We start from the raw sequence: 18,094 nt of genomic DNA, 5'->3' as shown, positions 1-18,094 counted from the left end.
TGGGAGCCGGTTTCGAGTTCGATTTTGCGCGGGTCTGGGAAGTTGGCGTACACATCGTCTTAGCTCTCAAGTCGTTCCCATGGAGTCAGTCGACGCCCAAGCAGCGAGACGAACGCACTCGAGAGCGCGCCGTAAGCGCCGAGGATGATGATCCCGATGACCACGGTCTGGGTATCCATCACGCGATACGCCTGGTACGTCGCATAGCCAACCCCGTAGTTTCCGGAGATCATTTCCGCAGCGACGACGGCAATCCAACCGATCCCGATTCCGATCACTGTTCCTGTGACCATCGACGAGATTGCTGATGGAACAATGACGTGTCTGAAGAGATCGATCCTGCTTCCGCCGAGACTGTAGATCGCACGCACGTAATCGGTCTCGATGTCTTTGACGCCGTCGATCGTGTTGATCAGGATCGGGAAGAAGACCCCGACAAAGACGACCCAGACGATGCTCATCAGCTCGCTCGTGAATCCGATCAGCGCGATCGGAACCCATGCGACGGGGGGAATCGGCCGGAGGACCTCGAACGCGGGGAGGAGATATCTGTCGAACAGGTCACTCCAACCGATCAGCAACCCGAGCGGGATCGCGGTACAGATGCCGAGTCCGATTCCCAATCCGACGCGCATGATCGTGTAGTAGGAGTGGGTATACAACGACTGGCCGCCCGAGGTGAGGGGAGCTCCTTGGATGGACTCGACGAGTGCCCGTATCGTTTCGATCGGGGTCGGTATCAAGCGAAACCCCAGGAACTCGATCGCAACGAACAGCCACCACGCCCCCAGAAAGAGCAGGATGGATACTCCTTTGTAGACGGGCCGTGGCAGCGCCGGCAGCGACGGCAGCTGCTGGGACACCCCGAGCCATTTCTCCCCGACTGAATCGGAAATACTCATTCCGTCGTAACCTCCTCGTCAGTCGGATCCCAGTCGACGCCTTCGTCTTCCAGTTCCTCGATTGCGGCGTCGAGGATATCCCAGTTGAAATCGTCCTCTTCCGGCGCTCGTTCGATTTCGCCTTGGTCGACGAGGAAGTTCGCGGCCGTCTCCTTGATGTGGACGTCGATCGGTTCGATCTGACGCATATCCGTTGCGAACTCCATCTTGTTGACCTCTTCCTCGTTGGCGTCGATAGGCTCGTAGATGGACGCTTCAATCGTCTCTGCGTCATAATCCTCGAGATCGGGTTCCTCTCCGATGAGCTCAACTGCTCGCTCTTGATCGTCCTCGAAGATGTGTTTGGCCTCGAGCTCCGCTTTCATGTACGCGATTGCGGCGTCTTCGTTTTCCTCGATGAACTCGTCGGTCATCGAGACGGAACCCATATCGGGGTCGTTGTACCTCGCACCCGTGAAGAACCAGTTCGCTTCCTCCTGTTGGGTGACCGCCATGCTGGGATTCGGTTCCCACATCAGTCCGGCGTCGAGGTTTCCTTCCCTGATCTCGGCAAGGATCGTGTTGATGTCCGTATCGGTGATCTCCGCGGAGATCCCTTCTCGCTCCTCGACGTCCAGCCAGAACCGGTGCGTACACGATCCGGTCGTGATGCCGACGTTCATCCCGTCGAGGTCTTGTGGACCATCGAAATCTCGGTCCGTGGGAGTGATGACGAGGTTGCACTGTTGGCCCCACGACCAGGCCGAGAGACCGGTCATCGAGATCGGGGTGTCCTCATTGATGATCGCCATGATCGTCGGCATATCGCCGTTGTACCCGATTTCGTTCTCTCCGGACACCATCCGGTTCCCGATGACCGAGCCCTGGAGTGCAGTCTGCCATTCGACCGAGTATCCGTCCGGAAGGTACTCCTCGGCGAGTTCGCCGTTCTTGACGAGTAGTTCGGACCAGTAGGGGGTACCGAACTGCTGGTATCCGACAGTGATCGTTTCGTCCGAACTGCCGCCAGTGATCGAGCTGGTGCAGCCAGCCGTGAGTCCGATCCCGGTGGCGCCTACTGCGCCGAAGAACTGCCGGCGCGTGGGGAGTCCGCGCGGAGAATCATCCCGCGTTGATTCGGAGTGTACCGTGGTTCGATCTTCAGCTGCAATTGATGAGTCGGTTCGTTCGTCAGCGCAGGGGGTGCGATCTGTTGGCACGAATCATCAGTGGCATATGTCCCGTAAAAGTGTTGTGAGGGCATGAATCATATAGATTCGGTCAATCTTTGTAATCATATGTGTTCCTATCCCCCTTATTCCATAATAACATCACCATTCTGCCCAATCGGATACATAAGGGGGCGTCCAACAATTTCGATCGAGGCCGGTTAACACTCCATATGTGGTATTCACACCGGATTTAGAGTGTAATACACGATATATTGAGAGATTATGTTGACGCTTGTGGAAAGCTTAATATGAGGGGACGGGCACGAGCGAGTGGAATGTCCGGGAAGGGCATTCGGAAATAGAAGATAATGAGTGGAAGTATACAAGAGCTGTTCGGCGAAGAGGAGACAACAGAAGAAGAAATCGAGAAGCACTATGGCACCGTCGACATCTCGACCGACGAGGTGACCGCCGGGGCCTACGAAACCTGGACCATCACGTACACCGTTGGCCAGTTCGGGTTCGACGACGGGACGAGAATGAAGGTCTCGACCAACCAGACCAGCGACTGGGGGCGACCACAGTTCGACGAACCCGAGGAACCGAACTACTGTACGGTGTCGACCACCGGTGAGGCGACCGTCGAGGGACGATGGGACCGCTACTACCAGAACCCAAAACCGTGGGGCGACAACGTCATTATCGACACCTACGACGGCTACCTCGAGGAAGGCGACGAAGTCACGATCACGTACGGTGATCGATCCGAGGGCAGCCCCGGCCACCGTATCCAGTCGTTTCCGGAAACCGCGTTCCACTTCATGTTCCAGATCGACATGCAGGGAACCGGCGACTACGTCACCCTCGACGAACTGGAGTACGAGATCTTCGCCGGCGAACCGACGTCGCTACAGGTGTTTGCGCCGTCGGTGGTTCAGCCCGGCGAACAGACCGAGATCGTCGTGCGTGCACTCGATTACTTCGGAAACACCGCCCGCGACTTCTCGAGTACGCTCGAGGTCGAGCTCTCGGACGACGAGGCCGATTTCGTCGGCACCGTCGACGCCGATGGACCGGTCACGTTTATCCCGGTCGAATTCAGCTCTGAAGGCGTCCACCGCGTCACCGTAAGCGACGCCGATCGCGACTGGAGTCAGACGTCAAACCCGCTTCGCTGTGATCCCGAGAGCGAACACTCGATCTACTGGGGTGATATTCACGGCCAGTCGGGGAAGACCGTCGGTACGGGAACCATCGACGAGTATTTCCAATTCGCACGCAACGAGGGGATGCTCGACTTTAGCTCCCACTGTGCAAACGACTTCCAGGTCGACGAAGAGTATTGGGAGGAGATCAAAGACGCGATCGAAACCTACCACGAACCCGGCGAGCACGTGACGCTGCTGGCAAACGAGTGGTCTTCGAACACCGTCTCCGGCGGTGACCAGAACGTCTACTATCGGAACGTAGACGAACCACTCGTCGCCAGCGGGAGCTGGCAGGACGGTGAGGGATTCAACAAACACGAGGGCGTCTACCCGATCGAAAACCTCTACGACTACTACGAGGGTCGCGATGACGTCCTGATCTTCCCACACCAGGGTGGCCGTCCCGCCCGGCTCCGCGATCCGGACACGATCGATACCGATCTGACGACGTTCGTCGAGATCAACTCCATCTGGGGCGTCTTCGAGTGGCTCGGCCACGAAGCGATCGAGCGCGGCTACAAGGTCGGCTTCAGCTGTGGAAGCGACGACCACACTGGCCGACTCGGGGCTGCACGGCCGACCAGCCAGTTCGAAGTGGACGAAAAGGCGAACCTCCAGGCGGCCGATTTCAACGTGAAGGGCGGACTGATGGGTGCCAAAATGGAGGCGTTAGACCGAGATTCCCTCTGGGAGTCGCTCTCGGAGCGACGCGCGTACGGGACGACTGGCGAGCGGATGCTGCTCGACGTCGATCTCGACGGGAACGACATGGGTGCAGACGTCACGGTCGATTCTGCCGCCCCGTTCTCCGTCGAGGCCTACGGAACCTCTCCGATCAAGCGCATCGATCTCTTCGACGGTGCGGAGATGATCGACTCCGTCGACCTCACCGACGGAAACGACCTCCTCGAGTTCACCTGGAGCGGTGCCCGTTCAAAGAACCGACACAAGGTTCTCCAGGCCGACGGCTCGCTCTCACTCTCGAAGGGGATCATCAACGACGCGACCGAGTTCGGCTTCGATCATCCAGATCAGGGTATCACTCGCGTCTCGAGCAACGCCATCGAGTGGGACAGCACGATCTCGGGCAACTACCTCGGCATCAAAGTCGATCTCGATGCGCCTGACGACGCCAAACTGGCGTTCAGCGTGCCCTTCCTCGACGAAACGTTCGAACTCGATGAACTCGACGACGAGATGATCGTCGAGATCGAGGAGTATCTCGGCGTCCAGCTCGCTGTTCGGCGCGTTGGCGAAGCCACCGAGACGGATGTCGAGCTCGAGTTCGATCTCTCGGACCAGTCGTCCGGTGAACATGCGTACTACGCCCGGGTCATTCAGGAAGATGGTGGCATGGCCTGGAGTTCGCCAATCTATGCGACGATCGAATAACACGGATAGCTAACGAAATCCAGCCGCACAAGGTCGTGTGCGGCTGGTAGTGAATCTGCGCGTAGTGTCCGAGACCAACACGGACACGGGAGGATTCCTCTCGGTGGCTTCTGCTTTCAGACGGAAAATAATTCACTTGGCTATATGTCGATCCACTCGGCTTCGGGAGCGTGATCCTTGATGAACTGTTTTCGCGGGCCGACGGCGTCGCCCATCAACACGGAAAACATCTTGTCGGCGGCGGCGGCGTCCTCGATCGTGATCCGTTTGAGGATGCGGTTTTCGGGATTCATCGTCGTCTCCCAGAGCTGTTCGGGGTTCATCTCGCCGAGGCCCTTGAACCGCTGGACGCGGGTCGGGTTGCCGTTACATTTCTCTTCGACGATCTCGTCGCGTTCGGCGTCGGTCATCGCGTCGTAGGTCTCGCCGCGATACCGGATGCGGTACAGCGGCGGCTGGGTCGCGTACACGTAACCGCCCTCGAGCAGCGGGCGCATGTGCCGGTAGAAGAAGGTCAGCAAGAGCGTCCGGATATGGGCGCCGTCGACGTCGGCGTCGGTCGCCATGATGATCTTCTTGTAGCGGACGTCGGCGACGTCGAACTCGTCACCGATCCCCGCGCCGATCGCGGTGATCATGTTCCGGATCTGGTCGTTCTCGAGGATGCGGTCCAACCGGTGTTTCTCGACGTTGAGCACTTTCCCCCGAATGGGGAGGACTGCTTGAAACTCGGGATCGCGAGCCTGTTTGGCGCTGCCGCCTGCCGAATCCCCCTCCGCAATGAACAACTCGGCTCGCTCGGGATCTTTCGTCTGGCAGTCCGCCAGCTTTCCGGGCAGCGACGTCGAGTCGAGCGCGGACTTCCGGCGCGTGAGCTCCTCGGCTTTCTTCGCGGCCTTCCGTGCTTTCGCGGCCTCGACGGCTTTCATCACGATCGCCTGAGCAGTATCGGGATGTTCCTCGAAGTAGGTGCTAATACCTTCATGGATGACACTTTCAATGACTCCTCGTACCTCGCCATTAGCGAGTTTTGTCTTCGTCTGGCCCTCGAACTGGGGGTCGGGATGTTTGACCGAAATCACTGCCGTCAGGCCTTCCCGGATGTCCTCGCCCTGGAGATTCTCCTCGAGATCCGAGAGCAGATCGTTCTCGCCCGCGTAGTCGTTGACACACCGTGTTAGCGCGGTCTTGAACCCGGTGAGGTGGGTGCCGCCTTCACGGGTGTTGATGTTGTTCGCGAAGGCATGGATCGAGCCTTGGGGTTCCTCAGTGGCTTGCATCGCGATCTCGACTTGGACGTTCTGCTCCGTATCTTCCAAGTAGATCACGTCTTTGTGCATTACTGACCGTGTCTCATTCAGATACTCGACGAACTCTCGGATGCCTCCGTCGTATTCGTAGGTTTCGCTGACAGGGTCGCTCTCTTCGGCATCCTTGTGCTCATCCCAGAGGGTGATCGCGACTCCCGAATTGAGGAAGGCCAGTTCCCGGAGCCGGTTCGAGAGCGTCGAAAAGGAGAACTCCGTGGTCGTGAAGACCTCCGAATCGGGCCAAAACTGGATCCTGGTTCCCGTTTGTTCGTCCGGTGCCATGTCACGAAGCCGTTTCATGTCGCCAATGGGTTCGCCGGATTCGAATGCGTGCTGGAAGACGCCACCATCTCGTTTGATCTCAGCTTCAAGACGCTCCGAGAGGGCGTTAACGACTGAGACACCGACACCATGGAGACCACCGGAAACCTGGTAGGACTTATTGTCGAATTTGCCGCCGGCGTGTAGGACGGTCATGATGACTTCGAGAGCGGGCCGATCGTACTCTCCGTGGGTGTCGACGGGGATTCCCCGGCCATCATCAGCGACACTTACTGAGCCATCATCGTGGATTGAGACGGTGATATTGTCACAGTAGCCAGCTAGTGCTTCGTCGATCGAGTTATCGACCACTTCGTATACGAGGTGGTGCAGTCCTTGTGAGTCGGGTGAGCCGATGTACATCGCTGGCCGCTTACGGACGGCCTCTAATCCCTCTAATACTTGGATATGTCCGGCACTGTAATCGTTTTCTTGAGCCATTCGTTACCTAAAAGTGGTCTATTCCCCAAATAGATAAGTTATACGGGGACGATTGAACGCCTGCGAGAAAGATGATCCCTGCGCGCGCGGGCGAAAGACCATCCGAGCTTCGGTGAACGAGAGGGAGCCGGCCCACTGTCGGGTCGTTCGGAAGCAATACTTGCTCACGGCCTTCTCGCCGACAGGTGTAGAGCAGCCTCTACCCACGCGAACAAGACAGTACGCTTCTGGCGGTCATTCACCTCATCTACCACGTTTCCACGCCCATAATCTATATATGTGGGCGTAGCAAATTGAGAATTAGATACGGCTAATCCAGAGTTTTGATAACCATGTCACACGAGATATCTGACGGGCGAGCAGTGACGCGACGGGACGCGCTTCGTACAGGCGGTGTGGCGGTGCTGGCGGGAGTGGCCGGATGCACGGCACTGCCGAGCGCGCCGGTAGAGACCGGGAGTGATAGTGACGATGGGAGCGACGGGCCGGTCGCCGTGGCCTCGTTTTTCAGCTTCTTCGACTTCGGCCGGCAGATCGCCGACGGGACCCCGCTGACGGTAGAGAACCTCGTCCCGACGGGACTGCATGGCCACGGGTGGGAGCCCAACGCTGATATCACCCAGCGCATCATCGAGGCGGACGCGTTCATCCACGTCGGGGACGAGTTCCAACCCTGGGCCGACCGCGCCATCCAAACGATCACGGCCGACGATGTCGAGACGGCACTCATCAACGTCCGGGAGGGCATCGATCTAGCGGATCTCGCCTTGTCCCTCGACCGCGAGGAGGAGGGGGTGGGGGAGAATCGCGGGAAAGATCCCCACTTCTGGCTGGATCCTCGACGCGCGAAGCAATCCGTCGATAACATCGCCGACGGATTCGCCGAGATCGTCCCGGAGCACGTCGACACCGTCCACGAGAACGCCGAGGCGTACAAGACCGATGTGCTCGACCGAATCGACGCGGATTACGAGGCCGTCTTCGATCGATCCACGCGCGATATCGTCCAGTTGGCCGCGCACAACGCGTTCCAGTACATTGGAGTGCGCTACGGCGTGCAGATGCGGCCGTTAGTGACGAACTTGGCGGCGAGCAACGACGTCAAACCCGAGGACGTACGCGAAGCGGCGGAGATCATCCGAGAGAACGAGATCACGTACATCGCTAACGGGGTCTTTGAGTCCCAACGCCCGGCCCAGCAGCTCGTCCGCGAGACGGCTGTGGAGGCGTACTTCCCCGTGACGCCATACGCCGGCGTCCGCGAAGACTGGGTCGCGGAGAACTGGGGGTATGAAGAGATCGCGTACAACATCAACATGCCGACATTCGAGATCGTCCTCGGCAACAAACCACCCGAGGACGCAGCTCCGTCGGAGGACTGGCTAGAACAGTGGCGAAATTTCGAACCGATATGAGCACACACGACACCGATTCCGGGAGCGCAGCCGGCACAGCTGAGCAGACGCCCACCACGATGGAGTCGGACGCCCCAGCGACCGAGCCGGTCATTGACGTTTCGGAGGTCACCTTCGGCTACACGGCAACACCCGTGGTCGAGGACGTCTCGCTGACGATCGACCCCGGTGAGTACGTCGCCATCGTGGGGCCGAACGGCTCTGGTAAGTCGACGCTGATGCAGCTGATGGTGGGCCTGCGTGAGCCTGACAGGGGCACAGCCCATCTGTTCGGTGAGCGCGCCGCCCGTTTCGACGACGGCGAGCGGGTCGGCTACGTCGCCCAGCAAGCCAGCGCGACGAAGGAGATGCCGATCACCGTTCGCGAGGTCGTGAAGATGGGGCGGTTCCCACACGTGGGGTTTGGCCGCCTGTCGAGCGCGGACTGGACCATCGTTGACGACGCGCTCGCGACCGTCGGGATGAGCGGGTTCGCCGACCGGCGCGTCACACAGCTCTCGGGAGGCCAGCGCCAGCGTGCGTTCATCGCGCGGGCGCTGGCGAGCGAGGCCGACCTGCTCGTCCTGGACGAGCCGACCGTCGGCGTCGACGCCGAGTCGGTCGACGCCTTCTACGATCTACTGGCGGCGCTCCACGCCGAGGGTATCACCGTCCTCCTCATCGAACACGATCTCGGGGCGGTCGTCGAGCACGCCGACCGCGTCGTCTGCCTGAACCGCGAGGTCTACTTCGACGGCCCGACCGACGAGTTCGTCGACAGCGACGCGCTGGCACGGGCGTTTGGAACCGAGGCGAGGTTTCTCGGGGAGGTCGACGGATGAGCGTGGACGTCGCGGCCACGCTCGGAGCGAGCGTGCTCGCCATCGTAGACCCGTCGCTCATGCTCCCGCTGCAAAGCTGGCTCGGCGCCGCCGGCGACCTCGTCTTCGGCGTCCTCCTGTGGGTTTTGGACCAGTGGTACTGGCTGATGGACTGGGTGTACTACGTGACGGGTCTGGAGATGCTGAACCCGCGGTACCGGTTCATGCACCGGGCGATACTCGTTGGGCTCTGTGTCGGCGTGATGGCGCCGCTCATCGGGACGTTCCTCGTCCACCGACAGCTCGCACTCATCGGAGACGCGCTGGCTCACACCGCGTTCGCCGGGGTCGCCATCGGGCTGTTCCTGAACGCCGTCATCGACCTCGGAGTATCACCATATCTCACCGCCGTCGTCGTGGCGATGATCGCCGCGCTCTTCATCGAGCTCATCTCCGAAGTCACGGACGCCTATAACGACGTCTCGATGGCCATCGTCCTGTCGACGGGGTTCGCGCTGGGAACGACGCTCATCAGCCTCAATGCGGGCGGACTCGCCGTCGGCGTCAACCAGTTTCTCTTTGGCAACCTCTCGACGGTGTCGCCCCAGAGTGCGGCCATCCTCTTGGTGCTGTTTGCCGTCATCGTCGGGACGGTGGCCGTGACGCGCAACCAGCTCCTGTACGTGACGTTCGACGAGACCGCAGCCGCCGTCTCCGGCATCCCCGTCAACTGGTACAACCGGGTGATGGTGATGCTGACGGCGATGGTCGTCGTCGGCGCGATGCAGATCATGGGCGTCATCCTCGTCGCTGCGATGCTCGTAGTTCCAGTCGCGGGCGCGACCCAAGTGTCCCGAAGCTTCTCCGAATCGCTCGTTGTTTCGGTCGTCCTCGCGGAGCTCGCAGTGTTGTTGGGTATCGCCGTCGCCTACTACGGCGGAGTCACGGCCGGTGGGGTCATCGTCCTCGTGGCCGTGGGAATCTACATCTGCGCCATCGCGCTGGGCAAGGTCCAGTCTATCCGGGGTGAACGGACCACGCCCGATATGGGGAGCATTGAGGCCGACAGTGTGGATGTCAACACCGGGACGGGGGATGACTGATTTGGTAGCTTATGGTACTATAGTGAAGTATTTCCCGTGAGAGCGTCACGATACACGAAGGATATGGTACAGTGTGACACATGCGGGGTGGACCTCCCGGGGGGGCCAACGGAGTGTCCCGACTGTGGGACGTCGCTCCGGGACGAGATACCGGTGGCCGAGCAGCACCATGGGGAAACTATCGACCCGGACACGGACCGGACCGATCCCGACGAGACGCACATGACCAGGGAAGCGGAGAGCACAGCGTCGGCAGCGACGACAGACGCCCGGACGGAGTCGACGGCCCAGGATGAGACGTCAGCTAGAGCCACCACGTTAGCGGGGCGGTTCTGGCTCAACACGCTCCTCAGTGGGATACTGGGGTTCGTGTTCGCTCTGGTGATCGCGGCCGAGTTCTTTCCGGTGTACTTCCTCGGGATCATGGCTGGCGCGTTTGCCGGTGGACTGGTTCATCGCCGGGGTGCTGGCTCCGGGGCATTGGTGGGTGGCATGTCGGGAGTCGTTGCGACCATTCCGTTCGTCGGGATGGTTCTCGTGGTATCACTCACGGGGATGGGTGGGCTCATTGCCAGCGGTGAGCCGGTGCTGGCAGACCTCCTCCAACGCGACGAGGTTCTCGTCGCTGTCGGGGCTGTTAGTCTCCTTCTCATTGGAAGCGCGTTCGTCGCGAACATCGTCTGTGGGCTCATTGGAGGCTTGATAGGGGGCGCAGTGGCTGACGAGTGAGACAAAATAACAGCGGAACCCCACCCGTTCACGGGTGGGTCCAAGCGATAAGAGCGATCGTCAGCGATCACCGCGAGGGACCCCCCGGGAGCGTGTGTTCGGAGACGACAGCTGTCCATGGACGAGGCCGTCCGTAAGTTGGTGTAGCTCCGGTATCCGTCTTACAACCAATCGTCGGTCACGTACTCGAGCGTGACGTCCAATTGATCGAGATATCGGGACAGCTCGTCAACGATGTCGCCGACTTCTCGTGCCGATAGCGTCCCGTCGGTCTGGAACAACACGCCGGCCGTCTCTTCGACGTCCATTGAAGTGAAAAAGTCGTCATCTTGGGTGAGGATGAGCCTGTCAGTACGACGGGCATATGCAGCGATTTCGTCATCGCTCGATCCAAAGTCGAGGTCGGCTGAGTCACCGATTCGTTCGACATCGTGGCCAAGTTTTCGCAGGTATGTGATCGTCGCAAGCTCCACGTTCTCATCGGCGAGCAGCCGGTAGCTCATTCCTCACGAACGGCAGCCGGATCGGTCGTCCGGTCCTCGTGCTCGGCAATTGCAGCCTCCCGGTTTCGTTCGACCGTGCGCAGTTCCGCCGGGTTATCGTGGTAATACGTGAGGGCACGGTAGACATCGGCAACATCTAGGTCGTGGCGATCAGCGACCGTCCGTGGGTCGAGACCACGATCCTCGACCTGTTCTTTGATAAATCGAACCGTGAGTCGTCGCCCCTCGAGGTGAGGCTCGTCGTGGAGCGTCCGAACGATCCGACTCGCCACTTGGCTCATAGACATAATACGGTGCCCCGTTATGTAAACGTATCCGCTGGGTGTGTAGCCCAGGAAAACGAGGCCCTCCGTCAGCAAACCGATTAGCTCGCCGACCGCGTTACCGACCTTGAGGCCCACGTCGAGACCCCTCGACTCCCGCCTTGCCGACTGCGAATCCGAAACCACCCGCCTCGACAGAGCCACCAAGGCAGCCTACCGTCGGGGCACCACGCTCAAGAAGACGGGTGAAACGTCGTCGACCGACACGGACGCCACGGGGACAGCTGGCGTCCACGGGGCCACAACTGCCATAGGGTCACCACGCTCCACGAACAACCACCCTACCCGAACGCGGTCTGCTCTCGCAGTTCACTACTGGCGGGTCCATCTTCGAGCGATCGTTGGCGATCCGTCTGAGAAACACCCACTCAAGGACCTACCGGAGACGATAGCTGTCTCCGGAGGAATCGTCAATACCAGCGCCTGGACGGTAAAGCCCGCGTTCGATGGATGTCAAGAGCCATCGCTCACTCGCGGCCATCTGGCGGTGTTACTGTCGTACCCTCCACATTCTCGTTGGCAAGAAGCCGATAGCTCGTTCTTCACGAACGGCAGAGGGATCCGTTGTCCGTTTTTCGTGCTCGTTGACATCCTCCACACGACCGAATCGTGGGATTCACCGAAGGGAATAGTCACTTGTTCGACGCGCAAACTGGCGAGGCTGTCGCTCACGGCTACCCCAATGTCGGGGTGGACACGACGTTTGAGCAGTTCGACGCAACCGCCGGCTGATCGCCGGAACGTTTTTGCGGCCCGGTTGGGTATGGCGAGAAATGGCATATAACATCGCAGTGATCCCAGGGGACGGTATTGGAACGGAGGTCGTGTCGGCTGTACGACCGCTGCTCGACGAGGCCGCGGACCGTGAGGGCGTCTCCCTGTCCTACACTGGATTCGACTGGGGAAGCCAGCGATACCTCGAGGAGGGATCAATGATGCCAGCCGACGGTGTCGACACGCTTCGTGGCTACGACGCTATCTTACTGGGTGCCGTCGGCCATCCAGAGATCCCCGACCACGTGACTCTCCGCGGTCTCATGCTCCCGATTCGTAAGCGGCTCGATCAGCGCGTCTGCGAGCGACCGTCTGTACTGTACGAGGGCGTCGAGAGCCCGCTGCGGGGCTACGAGGGCGGCGATATCGATTTCGTGATTTTCCGGGAGAACACTGAGGGTGAGTACGCCGATGTCGGCGGTCGCGAGCATCAGGGGTTCGACCACGAATTGGCGGTCCAGAGTGCTGTGTTCACCCGCGAGGGGACGGAAACAGTTGTTCGCGCCGCTTTCGAGGCCGCGAGCGAGCGCGAAGAGAACCTGACCAACGTAACGAAGTCCAATGCTCAGGCCTACGGAATGGTCCTATGGGACGAGGTCGTCGCGGACATTGCCGAGGAGTACCCGGACGTCACGGTCGAGCGCCTGCTCGTGGACGCGGCAGCGATGGACCTCGTCAGGCGACCAGAGGAGTTCGATGTCCTGGTCACCTCGAATCTTTTCGGCGACGTCCTCACCGATCTCGGCGCGATAATCGCCGGCACCATGGGCCTGGCGCCATCGGCGAACCTCAACGTCGACGGCACGGCGCCGTCGATGTTCGAGCCAGTTCATGGGAGCGCCCCGGATATCGCCGGCGAGGGGATTGCAAACCCCCTTGCGACGGTCCTCTCGGGCGCCATGCTGTTCGAGCACCTCGGCGAAGCCGCTCCGGCGGCTCGACTCCGCGAAACCGTCCAGGAGCAACTGGCCGACCCCAACGCACCTAGAACGCTAGACCTCGGTGGTAACGCGGGCACGGAGGCGGTCGTCACCGACCTGGAAGCACGACTATAACGGGTCTATTCCCAACCCGGAAACATCATCTCGTACCCATATATTGATATTCGTGAGTATAAGCCACAGTAACCATAGGAAAAATCCATGACTGATAACGAATCGCGTTCGGAGTCCGGATCGGAGAGCCAACGAGACACCCTGTCGATCGATCGCCGTGGGTACCTGCAGACACTCGGTGTACTCGGAACGCTTGGCGTCGGCACGACAGCAGGAGGAATGCCGGCTGCAGCGGCGCAGGACCCAGTAACCTACGATGGTCGTTCCGAGGACGCATCATGGCGCGAGGCCGCCCACGAACGCATCGAGGAGATCCGGAAGACGGACTTCGAGGTCGAGGTCCGCAATCCTGGCGGCCAGCCGATGAACGGTGCCACGGTCGACATCGAGATGGCCGACCACGCGTTCGACTTCGGGAGTGCCGTCTCGGTGAGTCACATCCTCGGCGACAGCGAGAACGACGAGCGCTACCGGGACACGTTCCTCGAGGACTTTAACAAGGCCGTCATCGAGAACGGGCTGAAGTACCCCTCCTTCCTGGGTCCCTGGGGTGACAGCAAGGAGGGCGCCATCGAGACGCTCGAGTGGCTCGAGGAACACGATATCCCGGCCCGCGGACACTATCTCCTCTGGGAGGAGTACGGCACCGACGGCGGCGGCGGCATGTCGATCGACGATCCCGACTCGCTCTCGGACGAAGAACTCCGCCAGCTCGTCACCGAGCGCATCCAGAACCACGCGACCGACGTCGGAGACTTGGTCACCGAGTGGGACATGCACAACCACCCCATCTGGCAGCCCAATTTCCGCGCCGAGGACGGGGCCGACCTCGGTTGGGACGCCGTCCTCGAGTGGTGGAACGCGGGGGCCGAGGCGACCGACGGCGAGCTGTACACTAACGAGATGGGTGCGGTCGCCGGCGACTTCTTCCGCGACCCGCACTACGAGTTCGTCGAACGGCTCCTCGACGATGGGGCGCCCGTCGACGGGGTCGGCTTCATGGGCCACGTCCAGCAGCCCAACGGGAACGTGACGCCCCCGAAGGAGCTGCTCGAAACCTACGACATGTACGGCGACCTCGGGCTGCCGATCCTGATCACCGAGTTCGACATCCAGATCGAGAGTCGTGAGAACGAGGAGCTGGTCGAGTGGCAAACCGACTTCCTTCGGGACTTCCTGACGGCGTCGTTCAGCCACGAGGCCGTCGAAGGCGTCATGTCCTGGGGCTTCTGGGCCGGCGATCACTGGCGGCCCACCGGTGCGTACTACAACGACGACTGGACGGTGCGGCCCCACGGCGAGAAGTTCCAGGAACTCGTCTTCGACGAGTGGTGGACCGACGAGCGCGGCGAAACCGACTGTGGCGGCCGGTACACCACGCGTGGGTTCAAAGGTGACTATCAGATCACCGCTGAGAAGGGGGGCCTCTCCGGTGAGACCACCGTCTCGATCGACGATGACACCGAGACCGTCACTGTCGATCTCACCCCGCCCGGGAGGAGGGGTTCGAACTAACAGCACTCACGTCACTCCTCGATTTCGTCGAATCCGTTTTCGAGGTCCACCAGGTCGCGGTCGAGCCGTTCGACGTGCAACTCGAGTTCGTCGACGCTCATCAACGACAACCGGAGGAACTCGTCGTCACGGTCGGGCATGAGCGGTAGTCGGCTTCCCGTGGTGGCTGGTCCCGTTTGTTCATCGTCGCGGGATCGCTTGCGGACCAGCTCTTCACGTGCGGCACGGCGTTCTCGACGGAGTAGTTCGGCATCGTCCATGGGTTCTCTCCACGCCATCGATCGCAGCTCGCTACGGCCCTCCAACGGGCGGTCGCGCGAACCGCTTACTGACGGCGTATCCTGTCGGTCAGTGGTATCCACTGCATACGAGTCCAGGCGATTGGATGGCCGGCCCGGATAAGTACGTTCCCCAGCCCTGAATGGGCATCACACTCACGCCGATACGGGTTCACGGAACGACGGAGACGCGAAGAGGGATGGACTGTCCGAACTGAACCTCCGACACCAGTATCGTTCCGGTCGGCTGCCGACACCGACATCTCATGAGGCCCGTATTCGAGACGGTCGTCCGAGGAGGCAACGAGCCGAGGGTGTGAGTTCGAGGCAGGTACTCGAGTGCGTTTTCGACGCGATCCGCTAAGAGTGCTGTTGGCCCCTTCTCAGACGGTTTACGCCCCGAAGACACATAGCGCGAGGCGACGGTCAATTACATCGCCAGTACCGGCTGGCCCACCGCGAAGACAAGCCCCGTCACCAAACACGAGCCGTAGGCGAGCGTTAGGGCGGGGTACTTGACTGCGTGGATTCGTGCTGTCGATTTCCTTTCTCGCTACGTGAGGACGACTCCGGTGACGACAAGGACGAACACGCCGAGAAGTCCGGCGATTAGAGCCCCCTTGAGGGTCCGGGACAGCGCCGCTGTCTCGCTCCCGTCGGCGAGCACGAACAGGGTCCGACCCAGGAGCCGATCGGCGAGTCGCTCGCGGACTCCCCTCTCCTGTGTGTGGCCGATGACCGCGTTGACCTCGCCGGCCGCCGTGCTCGCGGTCGGGTCGTGGCGTGCCGGCCCGAAGACGTAGACGGGCTCGCCGACGTCGATCCGGCGTTCGATGTACCGGCGATCCCGTCCGAGGTCGATCCCGAACCCACCCAGCTCGAGCGTCGAGAGGAAGTCGCCGATCGCGGCGGGCGGCGTCTCGTCCACCGGTGAGCGGACCACGCGCTCGTGCTCGAGGCGCAGGGTCGCGCCGGCCGGCTCGACCAGCACGCTTCCGGTGTCGTCCTCGACGCGAAACGGGACTCGTTTCTCGCCCGAATCGATCGTCTTCCACGTCCGATCGCCGTCTTTGTCCCGGCGCAGCTCCTCGATCGTGTACTCGTAGACGACGCAGTCGGTGCCGGTAAACGGCGCGGCCAGCGCCTCGGTCGTCGCGCTGACGACGCCCTCGATCTCGACCGGTCCCGGGTAGTTGGCAACGTCCGCGACGGTGTGGCCTGCCGTCGTGTGCATTCGGTAGGCCGTCCGTAGCTCCGTGAGTCCATAGCCGAACGCGGCCAGGGCACCGACCAGTGCGCCCGCGAGCAGCGCGAGCTGGCCGAGTCCCGTCGGCAGCGTCACGCCGACTGCGATCATAGGCCGGTGGCGTCGCGTTGATCGCCGTGTCGACCGGTCACGAGGCTCTCCTCGCGCCGCCCTCGCCGCGTCGTCCAGTCTGCGAACGGTGGTGTCCCTCGAGGGCGCATCTCCTGGCGAGTTCGGTCCTGTGGATCGGTCGTGGGTCCGTGGATCGTCTCATGAGCGGTCATTGTGTGGTAGTTCCAAAAGGGTGCAGCCAGTCGAGCGAGGACGGGAGCGCTCGCTCAGATCGCGGCGTTCTCGTCGATCGCGTTCCCGTCGGCGACGTCGACGACGTGCATCTCGGCGTAGGTCCGCCCGTAGATGTACGCGACCGTGACGGCCACGTAGAAGCCGACGAACGCGCTCGCGATGGCCCCGAGCACCGGGACAACGTTCAAGAGCCCGGCGACGACGCCGAAGGCGACGCCAGCGACGAGGGCGTAGGCGAACGCCCGCATGTATGCCCGGTTCGTGAGCATCGGGGTAATGTCACCGACGGCGAACCCCGCGCCGAGACGACCGGTCTCGGCGTAGTTCAGGAGCGCGGCGGGGAGGACGTAGGCCACTGCGAGCCAGAGGCCAGCGGTGAGGAGACCGCCGGCAAGCAGGACGAGCCCGCCGGTCAGGGCGCCCGCGTCGCTGCCGGAGGCGAGGCCGGCGAACCCGAAGACGAACGTCCCGCCGAGGACGACGGCAGGGACCAACCCGTAGACGAAGGCGATGACGTAGCCTTTCAGCCCGTCGACCGCCAGGGCTCCCCAGTCGTCGAAGACGGGCGGCCGTTCGGTGTCGCCGTGCATCGTCGCACGGAACACGCCGAGGAGATATCCCATCACGACGAACGCCGGGATCAGCAGGAAGCTGAAGACGGTGAGGAGTCCGCCGATGAGGACGGTGCGCTCCCAGTCGGTGCTAGTCCGGAGGTACTCGAACGCTGTGGTAAGCATGGTGGTGTGGTGGGAGAACGAGTCCGCGACTCATACTCTTGGTATAGTTGATAGGTTCCCAGAGGAGATAACTGTTTCGAGGGTCTGTGGGATTCTACTTCCCGAAAACCCGGTCCAACTCACACTAGATCATATCGAAAACCTGTCAATATACTCGTCAGAAGGGGTCGCCTTCGACGCGGTGTCGCCCCCACGTGTACGACGGGAGGCTACTCCGAGTCACCGTCCTCGGACTCACAGCGTGCGAACCCGGCGGCGCCGGCCTGGTCGTCGATCTCCGCAGTCGGCCCCTCGAGCAGTGCCTCGAAGTCGTCTACCTCGCCGTACTTCTCTCGGTGGATCAGGGCGGCCTTTCCGTTCGGGGTGATCTCATAGAGGCCCGAGCGTTCGGCGGGCCCGATCTTCCTGATCAGCCCGTAGTCCGCTAACACGGGCAGCCGGGTGTTGATGTTCTGGCGGCTCTTGCCCGTGTGAGCCTGCAGGTTCGTCGCGACGTTGCGCCCTCTCTCTTCGAGCGCCTCGAGGATCAGGAAATCCGTCGGCTGGCGCAGTTTCATACCAGCCACTACCTCGTTCCGAGTGATA

Annotated in this window: 16 protein-coding genes; 7 read left to right on the top strand and 9 right to left on the bottom strand. The window is 61.4% G+C overall.

The genetic code is table 11. The features are described 5' to 3' along the window. Nucleotides 1–59: 59 nt before the first annotated feature. Nucleotides 60–902, bottom strand: coding sequence for an ABC transporter permease (locus tag DVH23_RS09315; protein ID WP_114577172.1), 843 nt, complete (start codon nt 900–902; stop codon nt 60–62). Then, on the bottom strand, nt 899–2,101 hold the full coding sequence (locus DVH23_RS09310) for an ABC transporter substrate-binding protein (protein ID WP_114577171.1): 1,203 nt from the start codon (nt 2,099–2,101) through the stop codon (nt 899–901). Before DVH23_RS09310 ends, DVH23_RS09315 begins: the two co-directional genes overlap by 4 nt. Nucleotides 2,102–2,421: 320 nt before the next feature. On the opposite strand from DVH23_RS09310, the gene DVH23_RS09305 reads away from it, so the two are divergent. After that, entirely contained in the window at nt 2,422–4,653 is a 2,232-nt protein-coding gene (locus DVH23_RS09305) for a hypothetical protein (protein ID WP_114577170.1), read from the top strand. Between the two features lie 140 nt (nt 4,654–4,793). Here DVH23_RS09305 and gyrB read toward each other — a convergent pair whose 3' ends face one another. After that, complete coding sequence (gene gyrB, locus DVH23_RS09300) at nt 4,794–6,725, bottom strand: DNA topoisomerase (ATP-hydrolyzing) subunit B (protein ID WP_114577169.1); 1,932 nt, start codon at nt 6,723–6,725, stop codon at nt 4,794–4,796. Between the two features lie 362 nt (nt 6,726–7,087). Between gyrB and DVH23_RS09295 the strand changes: the two genes are divergently transcribed. The 4 genes from DVH23_RS09295 to DVH23_RS09280 all read left to right on the top strand — a co-directional run bounded on the left by DVH23_RS09295 (nt 7,088) and on the right by DVH23_RS09280 (nt 10,772). Further along, nucleotides 7,088–8,140, top strand: coding sequence for a metal ABC transporter substrate-binding protein (locus DVH23_RS09295; RefSeq protein ID WP_114577168.1), 1,053 nt, complete (start codon nt 7,088–7,090; stop codon nt 8,138–8,140). Then, complete coding sequence (locus DVH23_RS09290; RefSeq protein ID WP_114577167.1) at nt 8,137–8,961, top strand: metal ABC transporter ATP-binding protein; 825 nt, start codon at nt 8,137–8,139, stop codon at nt 8,959–8,961. The genes DVH23_RS09295 and DVH23_RS09290 overlap by 4 nt, the downstream gene beginning before the upstream one ends. Next, entirely contained in the window at nt 8,958–10,043 is a 1,086-nt protein-coding gene (locus tag DVH23_RS09285) for a metal ABC transporter permease (RefSeq protein ID WP_114577166.1), read from the top strand. Before DVH23_RS09290 ends, DVH23_RS09285 begins: the two co-directional genes overlap by 4 nt. A 153-nt stretch (nt 10,044–10,196) precedes the next feature. After that, a complete protein-coding gene (locus DVH23_RS09280) occupies nt 10,197–10,772 on the top strand; it encodes a hypothetical protein (RefSeq protein ID WP_157972369.1) in 576 nt (191 codons plus the stop codon). Between the two features lie 161 nt (nt 10,773–10,933). Here DVH23_RS09280 and DVH23_RS09275 read toward each other — a convergent pair whose 3' ends face one another. Both DVH23_RS09275 and DVH23_RS09270 read right to left on the bottom strand, forming a co-directional pair. Next, the gene (locus tag DVH23_RS09275; RefSeq protein WP_114577164.1) at nt 10,934–11,275 is read right to left on the bottom strand and encodes a DUF5615 family PIN-like protein; all 342 of its coding nucleotides are present in this window, start codon (nt 11,273–11,275) and stop codon (nt 10,934–10,936) included. Continuing rightward, nucleotides 11,272–11,556, bottom strand: coding sequence for a DUF433 domain-containing protein (locus DVH23_RS09270; RefSeq protein ID WP_114577163.1), 285 nt, complete (start codon nt 11,554–11,556; stop codon nt 11,272–11,274). Before DVH23_RS09270 ends, DVH23_RS09275 begins: the two co-directional genes overlap by 4 nt. Nucleotides 11,557–12,371: 815 nt before the next feature. Between DVH23_RS09270 and DVH23_RS09265 the strand changes: the two genes are divergently transcribed. After that, a complete protein-coding gene (locus DVH23_RS09265; RefSeq protein WP_114577162.1) occupies nt 12,372–13,427 on the top strand; it encodes an isocitrate/isopropylmalate dehydrogenase family protein in 1,056 nt (351 codons plus the stop codon). Nucleotides 13,428–13,514: 87 nt separating this feature from the next. Continuing rightward, complete coding sequence (locus DVH23_RS09260) at nt 13,515–14,942, top strand: endo-1,4-beta-xylanase (RefSeq protein ID WP_114577161.1); 1,428 nt, start codon at nt 13,515–13,517, stop codon at nt 14,940–14,942. Between the two features lie 11 nt (nt 14,943–14,953). Here the strand turns inward: DVH23_RS09260 and DVH23_RS24995 are convergent, their stop codons facing one another. The 4 genes from DVH23_RS24995 to DVH23_RS09240 all read right to left on the bottom strand — a co-directional run bounded on the left by DVH23_RS24995 (nt 14,954) and on the right by DVH23_RS09240 (nt 18,066). Next, on the bottom strand, nt 14,954–15,082 hold the full coding sequence (locus tag DVH23_RS24995; protein WP_255565234.1) for a hypothetical protein: 129 nt from the start codon (nt 15,080–15,082) through the stop codon (nt 14,954–14,956). 691 nt (nt 15,083–15,773) lie between these two features. Then, nucleotides 15,774–16,577 (bottom strand): GIDE domain-containing protein, encoded by an 804-nt coding sequence (locus tag DVH23_RS09250; RefSeq protein WP_114577159.1) that lies wholly within the window; start codon nt 16,575–16,577, stop codon nt 15,774–15,776. 227 nt (nt 16,578–16,804) lie between these two features. Then, nucleotides 16,805–17,509, bottom strand: a complete 705-nt coding sequence (locus DVH23_RS09245; RefSeq protein ID WP_114577158.1) for a DUF4013 domain-containing protein — start codon at nt 17,507–17,509, stop codon at nt 16,805–16,807. 209 nt (nt 17,510–17,718) lie between these two features. Next, the gene (locus DVH23_RS09240; RefSeq protein WP_114577157.1) at nt 17,719–18,066 is read right to left on the bottom strand and encodes a winged helix-turn-helix domain-containing protein; all 348 of its coding nucleotides are present in this window, start codon (nt 18,064–18,066) and stop codon (nt 17,719–17,721) included. Nucleotides 18,067–18,094 lie beyond the last annotated feature (28 nt).

The organism is Saliphagus sp. LR7 (assembly GCF_003344565.1).
Classification (GTDB): domain Archaea; phylum Halobacteriota; class Halobacteria; order Halobacteriales; family Natrialbaceae; genus Saliphagus; species Saliphagus infecundisoli.
The sequence above is the reverse complement of the archived record's forward strand: the minus strand, read 5'-3'. Positions and strand labels throughout refer to the sequence as shown.